Source organism: Bacillus sp. FSL K6-0923, assembly GCF_038630825.1.
Lineage (GTDB): Bacteria > Bacillota > Bacilli > Bacillales > Bacillaceae > Bacillus > Bacillus pumilus.
Genome location: NZ_CP152044.1, coordinates 3,065,610 through 3,081,247, shown reverse-complemented (window position 1 = coordinate 3,081,247; position 15,638 = coordinate 3,065,610). Strand labels below are relative to the sequence as shown.

Sequence of the window (15,638 nt, the reverse complement as noted above, 5' to 3'; positions counted from 1 at the left end):
ACAAAAGAAAACGAACGATTTTGTTCTTTAAAAAGAACTATAAGACCTATTATGACATTTTTCTTTGCGGGTATTATCTTTTATAATCCAATCATTAACAAAAAGAAACCATATATAACCTTTTTATGATGAAATCGGGAGGTATCTATGAATGAGAATATAGGTTTTAAGCAGCTGTTTTCTGTCATTAAAGAGAAAATGGCCCTTCTGATCCTGATTGTCCTGATCGTAACGGGCATTTCAGCCTACTATCAGTTCTATGTCTCGACTCCTGTATATCAGGCAACCACTCAAATTCTTGTTCATAAACGCAGCAATGACGCACAAGCAAACTTAAACGATATTCAGATGAACCTTCAATATACACGTACCTTTCAAGTTTTATTAAAAAGTCCAATCGTCATTGAAAAAGTAAAAGAAACACTCAACCTCACAGAATCAGCTGAAGGATTAAAACACAAAATTGCCACAAGTACAGAAAATGAGTCTGAGGTCATTAATATTTCTGTACAAGATGAGGATCGCGCAAAGGCAGTCGCCATCGCAAATACTGCAACAGAGGTGCTGCAAGAAGAAATCAAAAAAACCATGAATATGGATCGCATTAATGTTTTGTCTGAAGCCAAGCTGTCCAATACGATTCTCATGAATTCAAGAAAATTCGTTCATATCGTACTGGCACTAGGCGCCTCTTTATTAGGGGGGATAACACTCATTTTCTTAATGAACCTACTCGATGATACTGTAAAACGAACACATCAAATAAGAGAAGAGATCGGATTGCCGTCGCTCGGCAGCGTCTATCAGATGCAGGCAGACAGGAGGGCAAAAAAAGACAAGCAGTCCGTCATAACGGGAGGACAGAACATTGATCTTTAAGAGAAAGAAAAGAGAAAAGAGAGATTTAACCTGTATTTCTGTATTAAATCCTCACTCTGTCATAGCAGAACAATTCCGTACGATCCGAACGAACATCGAATTCACATCAATCCAAACAAGGCTGAAATCCATATTGGTGACATCCTCCTTGCCGAAGGAAGGGAAATCATTTACGGCTGCAAATCTAGCAGCTGTTTTTGCACAGCAGAAAAAGCGTGTGCTGCTGATGGATGCTGATTTGCGAAAGCCGGCTCTTCATGAATATTTTGACCTGAGCCATCACACGGGCTTGACCAATGTGCTATTAAATAATTGCAGCTTGGAGGAAGCCATTTTACCCACACCTATTGAGCATTTAGAGCTGCTTCCGAGCGGAACCATTCCGCCGAATCCAGCTGAGCTGCTCTCCTCTTCTGTCATGAAGCAGCTGTTTTATGAAATTGAACAGCAATATGACATGGTGATTGTTGATTCTGCGCCGCTTCTGCCAGTAGCCGATGCAAAGATCCTAGCGAACCGGACAGATGGGAGCATTCTTGTTGTCTTAAGCGGCAAAACCAAGATAGCTGCAGTGAAGAAATCAAAAGAAGTGTTAGACGGGACAACAGGTAAACTGCTTGGGGCTATGCTAAATGGCAAGAAAGAGAAAAAGGGAAGGCTGTATATGTATTAACAAGATTGATAGGTGATGTCTCCTAATCTTTAACAATGGAGGCACTCGATCCTGCTGTGGGCATGACCAATGCCTTAGATGCTCGTCATCAATAGTGGGATGTGAGGACGGGTTTGATGCCCATTTTACGTAAGAATAGTGATGTTTTAAAAAGGGGGAGGAGCGTTGACTTACGCCCAAAGATTATCAATCATCGTGGCACTAGATTCATATCTCATCTTAGTGGCTGTCTTTTTTGGTTTTCAATTTGTCCAAGAAGCGGCGTTAACTGTTTATACATTTGAAATGCTCGTCATTTCTTCGCTCAGTCTACTCATTGGGCACCATTTGTTTTCGTATATTTTTCACGTGTACAAGCAAGTATGGGCTTATACAGGGGTAAGAGAGCTATTTTCTTTAATGAAGACCTTTGCATGTTCTTTTTTATTTTCAATGGCAATGCTGTACCTTTTCGTGCAGACATGGCCCTTTCGTTTTTTATTCATCGTGTGGCTTTTTCACGTATTATTCATCGGTGCATCTCGAATGGCATCCCGGCTATTTCATGATGGGGCAAAGCGGCTGCAGGTAGAAAAGGAGCGGGCCTTAATCATTGGCGCCGGATCAGCTGGGACCATCATCGTTCGTCAGCTTCAGCAATCGAGTGATGTACATATTGAACCAGTCGCCTTCATAGATGATGACAAGAGGAAACATAAGCTTGAAATCATGGGACTGCCTGTTTTAGGGGGAAAAGAACAGATTCAAACAGCTGTTGTGATGATGGATATTCAAAAGATCATCATCGCCATTCCGTCCAAAAGCAGCCATACGTTAAAAGGGCTGTATAAGGAATGCGTAGCGACTGGGGTCAAAACGCAGATCATGCCGGAGATGGAGCAGATTCTAAAAGGAACCCATGCGCTGAATCAATTACGAGATGTACAGCCAGAGGATTTACTAGGTAGAGAACCGATTCAATTAGATTCAAGCCGTCTATCTGTCCATTTAAAGGGGAAAACGATCATGGTCACAGGGGCAGGTGGATCGATTGGGTCCGAAATCTGTCGTCAAATTTGTGTGTTTGCTCCTCAAGCGATTGTGCTTGTGGGACATGGAGAATTTAGCATTCATTCTATTTTACTAGAGCTGAAAGAAATTTATGGGGACACCATCAGCCTCTATCCGCAAATTGCGGATATCCAAGATAAACAGAAAATGAGTGAAATCGTTGGTCAGTTTCAGCCGGATATGATTTATCATGCCGCGGCACATAAGCACGTCCCGCTCATGGAGATCAGTCCAAAAGAAGCAGTGAAAAACAATATTATCGGGACAAAAAATGTCGCAGAAGCTGCACATGAGCATGGCATTGAAACATTCGTCCTCATTTCCTCTGACAAAGCGGTCAATCCTGCCAATGTCATGGGCGCCACAAAACGATTTGCTGAAATGTTGATCATGCACATGGGGGCAAGCAGTGGCACAAAATTTGTCGCGGTTCGATTTGGAAATGTACTCGGAAGCAGGGGAAGCGTCATACCAATTTTTAAGAAACAGATTGAACAAGGCGGGCCGGTCACGGTCACACACCCAGCCATGACAAGATATTTTATGACCATTCCAGAAGCATCGAGGCTTGTCATTCAGGCGGGTGCCTTGGCAGAAGGAAGACAGATTTTCGTATTAGACATGGGGGAGCCAGTGAAAATTGTTGACCTCGCAGAAAACCTCATTCACCTCTCAGGTTACACCACAGACCAGATTCCGATTACGTTCACAGGCATTCGCCCTGGGGAGAAAATGTATGAGGAACTACTCAACCAGCATGAAAAAGCACAGGAACAAATTTTCCCGAAAATTCATATCGGCCATGCGCTGGATGGAGACCCATATGTGCTGAACCGCTTTATTCATGAATTTGACATGATGAATGAAGAGCAAATGAGAGAAGCGTTGTTTGCTGCCATAGAATCGCGTGATTTGTTGTCTGAACAAATGACAAGAGAGGGGGAAGCGCTTGCCGATGAAGAAAAAAGTCTTGTTTTGCGCAACGGTTGACTATCATTTTAAGGCATTTCACCTTCCGTATTTCCGGTGGTTTCAGGAACAAGGATGGGAAGTGCATACAGCGGCAAATGGTCAGCTGGAGCTTCCCTATGTGGATCAAGCGCACTCGATTCCGATTCAGCGCTCTCCGTTTCATGTGCACAACCGGTTTGCGTATGTGGAGCTAAAGAAGCTGTTAGCGAAAGAGCACTATGACTTCATCCATTGCCACACACCAATGGGAAGTGTAATTGGCAGACTTGCAGCCAAAAGCGCGCGCAAAAAAGGGGCGAAGGTTCTTTACACAGCACATGGCTTTCACTTTTGGCAAGGAGCGCCGCTTCAAAACTGGCTGCTCTATTATCCGATTGAGCGATGGCTCGCCCGCCATACAGACGCTTTGATCACCATTAATGGAGAAGATTTTAAAAGAGCAGATCGTCTATCAAAAGAACGGGCATCTGTTTATTATGTTCCTGGTATGGGTGTGGATATGAAACGATTTGCACCAGTTCATGAAAAAGAGAAGCAGCGTCTTCGTGCAGTCCATGGCTTTTCTTCAGAAGATTTTATTGTACTGTGCGCTGGCGAATTAAATGCGAATAAAAACCAAGGAATGCTCATTAAAGCATGTGCCCAGCTATATAGGAAAATACCAAATGTGAAGATCGTGTTTGCCGGGGAAGGGGCCATGCGGCCGATGTATGAAAAGCTGGTTCATGAGCTCCATCTTGAAAAGCATGTCCACTTTGCTGGTTTTTGCAAACACATTGAAGAATGGATGCACTTGAGTGATGTATGTGTGTCGACTAGTTTGAGAGAAGGGCTTGGCATGAATCTGCTTGAAGCAATGTCTGCGGAAAAGCCGGTCATTGCAACTGAGAATAGAGGACACTGTGAGCTGATCAGACATGGCGTGAATGGTTTTTTAGTCAAACCGCATGATGTGAATGACTTGGCTGAATATTTGCGGCAGCTTTATCACAAAAGGGATCAGCTGTACCTCATGGGAAAAGCAGGGCGCTCCTTAGCACATGCATTTGCACAGGAGCAGACGGTGAGTGCGATGGAAGAAATTTATACAGCTTATATGGATCAAGCAGAGAAGGTGATGTGAGCATGCGTAAGCCAAAGGTGTCTATCATCATGGGCGTCTACAATTGCCAAGACACAGTAGAAGAAAGTATTGAATCCATTCTTCATCAAACATATGACAACTGGGAGCTCATCATATGTGATGACGCATCAACAGACGGCACCTATGAAATAGTGCTGTCCTATACAAAACGAGACCCTGAAAGAATTCGCCTTATCCGCAATGAGCATAATCAAAGGCTCGCTGCCAGTCTGAATCGCTGTCTAGCTGAAGCGAGGGGAGACTTGATTGCAAGGCAGGATGGCGACGATATATCAGTACCTGATCGTTTAGAAAAACAGGTGCATTTCCTTGAATCACATCCTGAATATGATGTGGTCGGGACGGCGATGACCGTGTTTGATGAATCGGGTACTAAAGGTGTACGTGCACTGATTTCAGCGCCTGATCGAAAAGTGCTGGCAAGAGGGACGCCTTTTTGTCATGGAACCATTATGATGAGGGCTGCTGCGTACAAGGCTTTAAATGGATATCGCTCTGTGAAAACAACGAGGCGGATGGAAGATATCGATCTGTGGATCCGTTTTTTTGCTGCGGGGAGAAAAGGCTTTAATTTACAAGAGCCGTTATACCTTGTGAGAGAGGATGAAGCGGCTTTTCAGCGCCGTAAGTTTCAATACTCGATAGATAATGCTTGGCTCGTTTTAAAAGCATGCTGGTTATTAAAATTGTCGCCAGTTCATTATTTGTTTGCGCTAAAGCCTGTGGTCCGCGCCTGTTTATCACCGAAGATCATGAAATTTTATCATCAGCGGAAGCTGGCGGCGTCTTTGTTGAAAAGGAGGACGATTCGGGATGAGTGAGCCAAAGCGTGTCCTTCATATTGTGGGCGGGATGAACCGGGGCGGAGCTGAAACGATGATCATGAACATCTATCGTGCACTCGATAGAAATGTCCTTCAATTTGACTTTATTACCCACCGGAAGGATGTCTGTGATTATGATGAGGAAATTCAGAGACTCGGCGGGCGTATCTTTTATGTCCCGAGTATTGGGGCGTCCTCTCCTTTGGCATTTGTCAGAACATTGACAAAGACAATCAAGCGAACAGGACCGTATCAAGCAGTGCATGCACATACAGATTTTCAAACAGGCTTCTCTGCCCTTGCTGCGAAATTGGCGGGTGTGAAGGTGCGCATTTGTCATTCGCATAATACTGCTTGGAAACAGTCGCCAAATTGGGTAGACCATATGATGCTCAAAGGATTTCGTCAGCTGATTTTTGCATTTTCTACAAAGCTTGTTGCATGCGGTGAGGATGCCGGTTCCTTTTTATTTGGTCAGAAAAAAATGAAGAATAGACAGGTTGAGGTGCTGCCGAATGGGATTGATTTATCCCTTTTCTTTCAACCTGATCCAGAAGAAAAGGTGAAGATCAAAAAGCAGCTAGGTCTTCATGAAAAGAGCATGGTGATAGGTCATATTGGGCGTTTTCATGAACAAAAAAATCACGTTTTTTTTATGGAACTGGCACAGACCTTAAAGAAGCAGGGGGTCTCATTTCAGCTTGTCCTTGTAGGGGATGGACCGCTGAAGCAGGTGGTTGAATCATATGCGGAAAAGGCCGGCTTGTTAGACGACATTGTCTTTACAGGCGTCGTATCAGACGTTCCAGAATATATGAAAGCATTTGATGTATTTGTGATGCCTTCCTTGTTTGAAGGACTTCCGCTTGTTTTAGTGGAAGCACAGGCATCTGGATTGCCTTGTGTGATTTCAGATCATATTACAGTGGAAGTAGATTTAGGCTGCGGTCTTGTGAAAAGAATGTCGCTGCGGGATTCCGCGCATGAATGGATGAAGGTGGTGCTTGAAGCGTACCATGCAGAGCCTCCTCTTCAAGAGACCATTACGTCCCAGCTTGAACAAAGAGGATTTGATGTCAAACAGAACATCACACGTGTGATGAATGGATATGGACTGTAAGGAAGGAATGGCAGATGGCGGTATATTTGGTGAACATGATCATGGTCTATTTATGGTCGAGCTTTGCCGCATTTTACGGCAGGCGTGATGATACCATTCAAAGCGGATGGCGGCCTAACAAAATTCTCGTGTTATTTCCGTTTTTGTTTCTTTGTATTGTCGCTGGTATTCGGTACAAAGTAGGAACCGATTTTGTCACATATGGACAGATGTATGAGTTCTCCATCAATTATGAAAAGCCTTGGCATATCTTCGGATTTGGTGTGGACAAGGCGGCCACTGACCCGGGATTTACGTTTATTTTATGGATGCTCAATCAAATGTCCCATGATCCGCAAATCATGTATATCTCGGTTGGGGCGATCACCTATTTTTTTATCATCAAGACGCTCATTCAATATGGCCGTCCCTTTGAGCTGAGTATGTTGCTTTTTCTCGGCACCTTTCATTATTACGCTTCGTTTAATGGCATGCGTCAGTATATGGTGGCTGCGGTTCTTTTTTATGCCATCCGTCTTGTGATCAATGGTCAGTGGAAATTGTATTTTCCGCTTGTCCTCGTATGTTCATTGTTTCATTCATCGGCTCTCATCATGATTCCTGTGTATTTTATCGTGAGAACAAGATCGTGGTCATGGATGATGCTGCTCTTATGCATGATTTTCTTAGGGTTAACCGCTCTTTATGACCGCTTTGTTTCCGTGTTTGTCGTGATGCTGCAAGGCAGTTCATATGGACATTACGAGGAATGGCTCACAACGAATACAAATGGAATGAATGTGACAAAAATCGGTGTATTGATTTTGCCGCTTTTGCTCGCGTTCTTTTATCGAAAACGGCTTCGTGAGCTGACGCCTGAGAGTGATTACGTTGTGAATTTTTGTTTGCTCGGTTTCTTGTTTGGCATCCTTGCCACAAAGGATGTCATTTATGCAAGATTTCATATTTACTTTGGCTTGTATCAGCTTATCTTACTGCCATACTTCACACGTATTTTTGATCAGCGGTCTAATGTCTTTATCTATGTAGGGATTGCTGTTTGCTATATTCTGTACAGCATCATGCTGATGCCGTTCGATTCATCTGTGTTGCCGTACAGGACGATATTTACAAAGTAGATTTTGAGAAAGGTGGAGCATGTTGTAATGCCAGCTATCAGTCTATTGGTCGCAGTCTACAATACGAGTCAATATGTGGAGCAATGCCTTCAATCAATTGCAGATCAAAGTTTTTCAGATATAGAGGTCATTCTTGTGAATGATGGATCTACAGATCACAGCGGAGAATATCTTGAAGCATTTGCTGAGCAAGATCAGCGCTTTCGGGTCATTCATCAAACCAATCAAGGGTTAGGCGCTGTGAGGAATCGGGGCATCGAAGAAGCAAAGGGCACGTATATTGCCTTTATTGATTCAGATGATATTCTCGCGCCTCATTACTGCGAAGCCTTGTATGAAAAAGCTGAAATGACCGGCGCAGATCTAGTAATCAGTGAGTACTGGATTCAATTTGAACAGTCAAAGCGAACCATACCAACTACGCTGTTAGCCGAGCGGTCTTCCGAAAAAACGAGTTTAATTGAAGCGTTATTGCACGGAGACATGACGGGGTTCTCATGGAATAAGCTGTATCGGCGTGCCTTTATTGAAGAACATCACATTCGATTTCCGCTTCGGGGAGAACTTGAGAACATAGAAGATCAATATGTGACGCTGCGCTGTTTTTCTTTAGCTCGCGGCATTGCCTTTGTCCATGAACCACTTTATTACTACCGGGTTCATCTGTCTTCTATTGTGCAGCGATATCAAAAGCAGTATTTTCATCATGGTCTAACCTTTTATCATGCGCAGCGCTTGTTTTTGACAGAATATGATGACATCTCTCTGTATGAGAAGGCACTTGATTTTTTTATTGTCAATCACACCCTTCATTGTATGCTCAACGAATGGAAGAGCCAAAATGCACTCTCTCTTCGGGAAAAGCTTGATCACATGCGGGAAATGGTGACACACGAAGCTTTTCAGCATGCCGTCAAACAAGTGGAACCATCGAAGCTCACTGCTCGAAAGCGAATGATTTTATTCCTTGCGAAGTGCCGGCTGGTCTATCCGCTTTCTGCCGCCGCTTCTAGCTATCAAAAATGGATCGAATATCAAACAAGGAAATAGGGGTGATGAGATTGACATTGCAGCAATTGAAGGCACACGCCGCAGAGTGGCTACTCTTAAAGGTGAAATATCCACTTGAATATCGACTGAGCCGCCAAAGCCTGCCAGAGCGAAGTCATCAGAAGAAAATCATTCTCACGCTGCTGCCAGGACATGATAATTTAGGGGATCATGCGATTGCCTATGCGAGTTATTGTTTTTTAAAAGAGCACTTTCCCGCCTATGACATCATGGAAGTGGACATGAAAGAGATCTATCGCCTCGCCCGTCCGTTAAAGCGTATGCGGCATCCGGAAGACATCGTCTGTATCATCGGTGGGGGCAATATGGGGGACTTATACCGTTATGAAGAATGGACGAGACAATTTATTATGAAAACCTTCAAGTCCTATCCGGTGATTCAATTGCCGGCCACTGCCCATTTTACAGAAACAAAGAGAGGAAAAAGAGAGGAACGCCGCGCCATTCAAACATACAAACACCATCCAAGACTGCTTCTCATGGCAAGAGATCAAACAACCTACAATTGGATGAAGCAGCACTTCCCTGCTCAAGATGTGTGGAAACAGCCTGATATGGTGCTCACATTAGATGAATCGTCTAAGGAACAAAAACGTGAAGGGGTTCTCCTTTGTTTGCGAGAAGATAAGGAAGCGTATCTCACTGAAAAGGAGCGGCGGCAGCTAAAGCAGCATATTCAAGAGACGTATGATCAAGTCGGTTTGATCACTACGACAATTGGCAAACGAGTTGATCGAACGACGCGCTTAGATGAATTATCTGCCTTATGGACAGAGTTAAGTAAGGCACAGGTCGTCGTGACAGACCGGCTTCACGGCATGATTTTTTGTGCGATTACGCAAACACCGTGTGTTGTCCTCAGGTCATTTGATCATAAGGTGATGGAAGGGTATGAATGGGTGGCCCATCTTCCGTTTTTGACGCTATTGAAAGAACCGAATGAGGCGTCTGTGAAAGAGGCGATTCATCAGATGATGAAAACGAGCGGACAAAAGGGAGAGGAAGCTGGATGAAGGATTTTACACGCTGCGTGAAATCAAAATGAATCGAGCGTTTCTTTACAATGCCAGTGCAAACATCATGACGTTTGTCTTGATGATGCTTATGTCTGTATGTTTAACACCGTATATCGTTCATACACTTGGAGTGGAAGCATTCGGCTTAATCCATCTGACGCAAAATATGATCAACTATTTATCGGTTATTACGGCTTCATTAAGTGCTGTGGTGGTGCGTTTTTTTTCTGTTGCGGCTCATAAAGGGGAAATGGAGAAGGCGCAGCGCTATCTCTCATCTTATTTCGTCAGTTCCATTTTTTTATCAATCAGTCTTTTTCTGTTTTGTCTCTTCATGTCCCGCCAGCTGGTAGAGTGGCTTCATGTGCCTGATGATCTCGCAAAGGACACACAGACCGCCTTTATATTAGGGGGTCTTTTATTTATGCTCAATTTTGTCATGTCCGGCATTGGGGCTGCGCCGTTTTATGCGAATAAGTTATATGTCTCAAGTATTGGTCAGGCCATTCAGATGTTTTTGAGGGCACTGATGATTGTGCTGCTGTTTACATGGACGGCACCCGCCATCTGGCATATTCCACTTGCGGCTGTGATAGGAAGCTTGGCGGCTATGGGAATTGGTATCTATTATTTTAAAAAACTCATCCCTTGGTTTTCGTTTAAGTGGCGGCACGTTTCACTATCTTCTAGTCTCACACTTGTTCGATCAGGGGTCTGGCATTCTTTTGAGCAAATGGGGATTTTGCTATTTTTACAAATTGATTTATTGATGACGAATCTGCTCATTGGAGCGGAAGCGACGGGACAGTATGCGGCGATATTACAATTTCCATTATTATTACGCACACTAGCAGGAACATTGGCGGTTGTGTTTGCCCCAACGATTACGAAATTTTACTCAAATCAAGATGAAGAGGGTCTCATCCGATATGCAGCAAGTGCCATTAAGTGGAGCGGGTTATTTGTCGCGTTTCCAGCGGCTCTGCTAGGAGGACTTGCCGGTCCGCTCATGCTTTTGTGGCTTGGACCTGCCTTTGAAGAGCTGAAATGGCTCCTCATGATTCATGCTGCTTATTTATGCTTAACCTTGATGTTTTTACCGCTGACATATGTCCCGACCGCTTTTAATCGATTGAAGGTTCCGGCAGTGGTCACGCTCATATTAGGTGTATCCAATGTGCTTTTTGCCTATGGATTGACGCATACGCTTCAGCTTGGTTTATACGGCATTGCATCAGCAGGAGCGATTGTTTTATTGATCAAAAATATCGTGTTTCTGCCATTTTATACGGCCCGCATCACGAATCAGAAACGCACCATCTTTTACAAACATACGATGGTTCCACTTGCAGGAGCGCTCATGATTTGGGGCGTCTGTGCAGGAATTCAAGCGATTTATGACGTGACGTCCTGGTGGGAGCTGTTTTGTATTGGGGGTCTATGTTTCTTTCTCTATATGGGCTACTTGTATCAATTTGCAGGAACAAAACGAGAGCGGCAGCAGCTGGTGCGTAAGGTAAAACAAGCTGTTTCCCGCTAGTGAGAAAAGGAGATTTCATGATGAAAAGAATGTTAGATGTGGTGGTGGCATTGACGCTGCTCATCGCAGGCAGTCTTCTTTTTCTTGTGCTTTATGGACTGATTCGGTGGAAAATTGGGACGCCTGTGTTGTTTCGGCAGAAGCGGCCTGGTCTGTACGGCCGGCCATTTATGCTATATAAATTTCGGACGATGAACGATGAACGCGACGAGCACGGGGTGCTCCTGCCAGATCATCTACGATTAACTAAGACGGGCGCATTGATTCGCAAGCTCAGTCTTGATGAATTGCCGCAGCTAGTCAATGTTCTAAAAGGAGAGCTCAGTCTCGTTGGACCAAGGCCGCTTCTGATGGAATATTTGCCGATGTATACAGAGGAGCAAGCAAGGCGCCATCTTGTCAAGCCTGGCATTACTGGATGGGCACAGGTGAATGGAAGGAACACGATCTCCTGGGAGGAAAAATTCACCTATGATCTCTGGTATGTCGAGCATCAATCATTTTGGCTTGATATGAAAATTTTATGGATGACCTTGCTGAAAGTCATCAAAACAGAGGGGGTGCAGCAGCCGCATCATGCCACAGCTGAAAAATTCAAAGGAACCGATATATAAAGAGCAACCAATTGGTTTAATTGGGGCTGGTGGGCATAGCAAAGTCATTCAAGACATGATTGCTGCCCATCCCGATTACTCATTATGTGCTGTATTAGATGATCAATTTGAAGAGGCAGTCACTCAAAGCAGTATCTTGTATGGACCGATCTCCATGAGTCAAAAGCTGAGAGAGGCAATGCCACATATGAAATGGCTGATTGCGATCGGACAAAATGAGAGCAGACAGTTAGTAAAGGAACGCCTCTCTTTTGAAAACACGGCATTTGCCACACTCATCCATCCACGGGCGGTCGTAAGTCCATCAGCGGTCATTGGAAGGGGGAGTGTCGTGATGGCAACGGCAGTAGTTCAAGCAGATGCAGCAATCGGTGAACATGCGATTATCAACACAGGATCTATCATAGAGCATGACTGTATACTCGAATCGTTTGTCCATCTATCACCGGGAGCAGTGTTAACTGGCTGTGTGTCGGTACGAATGGGTACACATATTGGGGCAGGTGCTGTTGTGATACCCGGGACATCGATCGGAAGCTGGACAATCATTGGCGCAGGAGCCGCAGTAACAAGAGATATTGACGATCAGAAAGTCGCTGTAGGCATTCCTGCAATAGAAATCAAAGATCGGAGAGAGGGCGGGAGATGATGCAAGAAAGGAAACGAATTTACTTATCACCACCGCATATGAGCGGAAAAGAGTATTTGAAAATAGAGGAAGCTTTCAAAAGTAACTGGATTGCACCGCTTGGACCTCTTGTGAATGAATTTGAGCAGGCAGTTGCGCGCTATGCAGGAGTGAATGCAGGAGCGGCTCTATCTTCTGGAACAGCAGCCATTCACCTCGCATTAAAGCTGATTGGCGTTGAAAAAGGGGACATTGTCTTTTGTTCCACCCTCACATTTGTGGCAACTGCAAATCCGATTTTATACGAACAAGCCACACCCGTTTTTATTGATTCTGAAAGGGATACATGGAATATGTGTCCGCTTGCTTTAGAGAAAGCCTTTGTGGAATCAAAACGACTTGGAAAAATGCCCCGTGCTGTCATTGTCGTGCATTTATATGGACAAAGCGCAAAAATGGACGAGATCTTGGCGTTATGTGAAGCATATGATGTACCAGTCATTGAGGATGCGGCTGAATCGTTAGGCGCTCTTTATAAAGGAAAAAAAAGCGGCTCAATGGGCAGGTTCGGTGTCTATTCGTTTAATGGAAATAAAATCATTACAACATCAGGCGGCGGAATGCTTGTGAGTGATGATGAAGCTGCGATCGAACGCTGCCGCTTTCTCGCTTCACAGGCTAGAGAACGCGCGATGCATTATGAGCATCAAGAGATAGGATACAACTATCGCATGAGCAACCTGCTAGCAGGCGTCGGGATCGCTCAAATGGAAATACTGGACGAGCGTGTTGAACAAAAGCGCCGCATTTTCAGGCGTTATCAGGATGCGTTATCTCATGTTGAGGGGCTTTATTTCATGCCAGAATATCAAAACACCAAGTCCAACCGCTGGCTGACGACATTGACGATTGATTGTGATAAGCAAACGTCTCCAGTGGACATCATTGCTGCACTAGAAAAAGAACAGATTGAAGCAAGGCGTGTATGGAAGCCGCTGCACCAGCAGCCGCTCTTTCGTGATTGTCCATTTTATTCAGCGGCGAAAGGCATCCCCGTATCTGAGTTGTTATTTGAATCAGGGCTTTGTCTCCCCTCTGGAACAAGTATGACAGAAGCTGAACAGGATCGTATCATTGACATAATTCGTCATGCCCTGAGAGACAAAACATTCACCTCTTCACAGGCTGCTCACTCGTAAGCAGCCTGCCTCTCTTTTTTATCAAATTCATCAATTAGTGGAATAAATAGGAATGAGTATTGCCAATTCGATTTAAATATGATATTGACAACGAGGACCTTCCTCCTTAAAATGAAAATGATTATCAGCATCAATTAGGAGGAACATCTTATGTCGATTTGCATCCATTTTTTTCCGAAAATTAAAATAAATACAGTCATCCCTTTCCTGCTTATCTTTTTATTAGTAGGCTGCTCTCAAGCAAACAATGGAGCAGGTGGAGATAAGGATCATCCTGACATGATCACGATGGCCTGGCCGAGAGATATTGGCGAAATGAATCCGCACGTATACAACCCATCACAACTGTTCGCGCAATCAATGATTTATGAGCCATTGGTCAGCTATCAAAAGAATGGAAAGCTAAAACCTGAATTAGCGAAATCATGGGATGTGTCAAAGGATGGCAAGGTGTACACGTTCCATCTAAGAGACAATGTGACATTTTCAGATGGATCTGAGTTTAATGCAAACATTGTGAAAAAGAACTTTGATTCCATCTTAAAAAACAAGGACATACATAGCTGGTTAGGTGTGATAAAAAAAATCAAAAAGACAGAAGCAGTAGACAAGAAAACGTTTCAACTCACATTAACAGAGCCATATTATCCAACTGTTCAAGAATTAGCCGTTGTCCGCCCGGTTCGTTTCTTAGGCGAAGCAGGCTTCCCTAAAAACGGAGATACGTCAAAAGGAATTGAAAAACCAGTGGGGACAGGCCCTTGGGTATTAAAAACATATCAAAAAGATGACTATGCCATTTTCGAACGAAATGAACATTATTGGGGAGAAAAGCCAAAGGTCAAAGAAATCAAAGTCAAGGTCATCCCAGATGCGGAAACGAGAGTCATGGCATTTGAAAAAGGTGATGTAGATGTCCTTTACGGAGAAGGTACCATTAGCCTAGATGCCTACAAACAGTTAGAGGCGAGCGGTAAGTATGAAACAAAAATGTCAGAGCCTGTAGCAACGAGACAGCTTGTCATGAATACAAAAGTCGATCAGCTGTCAGATGAGAAAGTGCGACATGCCCTTCAATATGCGATCAATAAGAAATCAATGGTAGAGGGTGTCACCTCTGGCTTAGAGGATGAAGCAGATCACATATTGCCGACCAACATGCCTTACACATCTGATATTCATGTGAAGCCGTTCCAATATGATGTAGACAAAGCGAAAGCATTACTGGATGAAGCAGGCTGGACACTTCCAAAAGGAAAAACCGTTCGTGAAAAAGATGGAAAAACGCTTGAATTTAGTATGATGTATGATTCAGCAGAATCGATTCAAAAAGCGATGGCTGAGACGCTTCAAGCAGAATGGGGTGCCATTGGCGTTGGCGTCAAACTTGAAGGTGTAGAGCTGGCAACACAGGTGCAGCGCTTTAAAGCCAACAAGTTTGATATGAACTTCTTTAGCAACTACGGAGCACCATATGATCCGCATACATTTATGAACGTCGTCTCATCAGATGGTTTTGGATTCAAAGAAGCCATCTCAGCCTATCCAAATAAGGACAAGCTGATCAAAGAAATGAGCGAAATTCCATCAACAACCAATGAAAACAAACGAAAAGCACTTTATTCGTCTGTCTTATCTTCATTACAGGATCAAGGCGCAATTGTGCCAATCTCTTATTTTAAAAAGACAGCCGTTTATCAAAAAAATGTGAAGGACTTTGAGTTCCCAGCAAATCGCGATGAACATCCATTCACAGGTATTAAGCTGAAGTAATAGAAGGAAGGTTAGGA

The 15,638-nt window shown here is 43.9% G+C and carries 14 protein-coding genes; all 14 read left to right on the top strand.

Annotation, left to right across the window (positions count from 1 at the left end):
- Positions 1 to 147 precede the first annotated feature (147 nt).
- The 14 genes from MHI16_RS15890 (at position 148) to nikA (ending at position 15,621) form a co-directional block, all read left to right on the top strand.
- Positions 148 to 879 (top strand): Wzz/FepE/Etk N-terminal domain-containing protein, encoded by a 732-nt coding sequence (locus MHI16_RS15890; protein ID WP_044138999.1) that lies wholly within the window; start codon positions 148 to 150, stop codon positions 877 to 879.
- Positions 869 to 1,552 (top strand): CpsD/CapB family tyrosine-protein kinase, encoded by a 684-nt coding sequence (locus tag MHI16_RS15885; RefSeq protein ID WP_058013640.1) that lies wholly within the window; start codon positions 869 to 871, stop codon positions 1,550 to 1,552. Before MHI16_RS15890 ends, MHI16_RS15885 begins: the two co-directional genes overlap by 11 nt.
- Positions 1,553 to 1,717: 165 nt before the next feature.
- The gene (locus tag MHI16_RS15880) at positions 1,718 to 3,592 is read left to right on the top strand and encodes a nucleoside-diphosphate sugar epimerase/dehydratase (protein WP_342498012.1); all 1,875 of its coding nucleotides are present in this window, start codon (positions 1,718 to 1,720) and stop codon (positions 3,590 to 3,592) included.
- Entirely contained in the window at positions 3,558 to 4,697 is a 1,140-nt protein-coding gene (locus tag MHI16_RS15875; protein ID WP_342498011.1) for a glycosyltransferase family 4 protein, read from the top strand. The genes MHI16_RS15880 and MHI16_RS15875 overlap by 35 nt, the downstream gene beginning before the upstream one ends.
- 2 nt (positions 4,698 to 4,699) lie before the next feature.
- The gene (locus tag MHI16_RS15870) at positions 4,700 to 5,539 is read left to right on the top strand and encodes a glycosyltransferase (RefSeq protein WP_342498010.1); all 840 of its coding nucleotides are present in this window, start codon (positions 4,700 to 4,702) and stop codon (positions 5,537 to 5,539) included.
- Positions 5,532 to 6,662, top strand: a complete 1,131-nt coding sequence (locus tag MHI16_RS15865; RefSeq protein WP_342498009.1) for a glycosyltransferase family 1 protein — start codon at positions 5,532 to 5,534, stop codon at positions 6,660 to 6,662. Before MHI16_RS15870 ends, MHI16_RS15865 begins: the two co-directional genes overlap by 8 nt.
- 14 nt (positions 6,663 to 6,676) lie before the next feature.
- Positions 6,677 to 7,780, top strand: coding sequence for an EpsG family protein (locus MHI16_RS15860; protein WP_342498008.1), 1,104 nt, complete (start codon positions 6,677 to 6,679; stop codon positions 7,778 to 7,780).
- 27 nt (positions 7,781 to 7,807) lie between these two features.
- A complete protein-coding gene (locus MHI16_RS15855) occupies positions 7,808 to 8,830 on the top strand; it encodes a glycosyltransferase (protein WP_058013646.1) in 1,023 nt (340 codons plus the stop codon).
- Between the two features lie 5 nt (positions 8,831 to 8,835).
- Positions 8,836 to 9,864 carry a polysaccharide pyruvyl transferase family protein gene (locus MHI16_RS15850; RefSeq protein WP_061409685.1) on the top strand — a complete coding sequence of 343 codons (1,029 nt, stop codon included), beginning with the start codon at positions 8,836 to 8,838 and terminating at the stop codon, positions 9,862 to 9,864.
- Positions 9,865 to 9,892: 28 nt separating this feature from the next.
- On the top strand, positions 9,893 to 11,407 hold the full coding sequence (locus MHI16_RS15845; protein ID WP_323639389.1) for an MATE family efflux transporter: 1,515 nt from the start codon (positions 9,893 to 9,895) through the stop codon (positions 11,405 to 11,407).
- A 20-nt stretch (positions 11,408 to 11,427) separates the two neighbouring features.
- Positions 11,428 to 12,021: a sugar transferase gene (locus MHI16_RS15840; protein ID WP_342498007.1), complete on the top strand. Its 594-nt coding sequence runs from the start codon at positions 11,428 to 11,430 to the stop codon at positions 12,019 to 12,021.
- Positions 11,984 to 12,670, top strand: a complete 687-nt coding sequence (locus MHI16_RS15835) for an acetyltransferase (RefSeq protein ID WP_342498006.1) — start codon at positions 11,984 to 11,986, stop codon at positions 12,668 to 12,670. Before MHI16_RS15840 ends, MHI16_RS15835 begins: the two co-directional genes overlap by 38 nt.
- The gene (locus tag MHI16_RS15830; protein WP_342498175.1) at positions 12,670 to 13,848 is read left to right on the top strand and encodes an aminotransferase class I/II-fold pyridoxal phosphate-dependent enzyme; all 1,179 of its coding nucleotides are present in this window, start codon (positions 12,670 to 12,672) and stop codon (positions 13,846 to 13,848) included. Before MHI16_RS15835 ends, MHI16_RS15830 begins: the two co-directional genes overlap by 1 nt.
- Positions 13,849 to 13,998: 150 nt before the next feature.
- On the top strand, positions 13,999 to 15,621 hold the full coding sequence (gene nikA / locus MHI16_RS15825) for a nickel ABC transporter substrate-binding protein (RefSeq protein ID WP_058013650.1): 1,623 nt from the start codon (positions 13,999 to 14,001) through the stop codon (positions 15,619 to 15,621).
- The last annotated feature ends 17 nt before the right edge of the window (positions 15,622 to 15,638 follow it).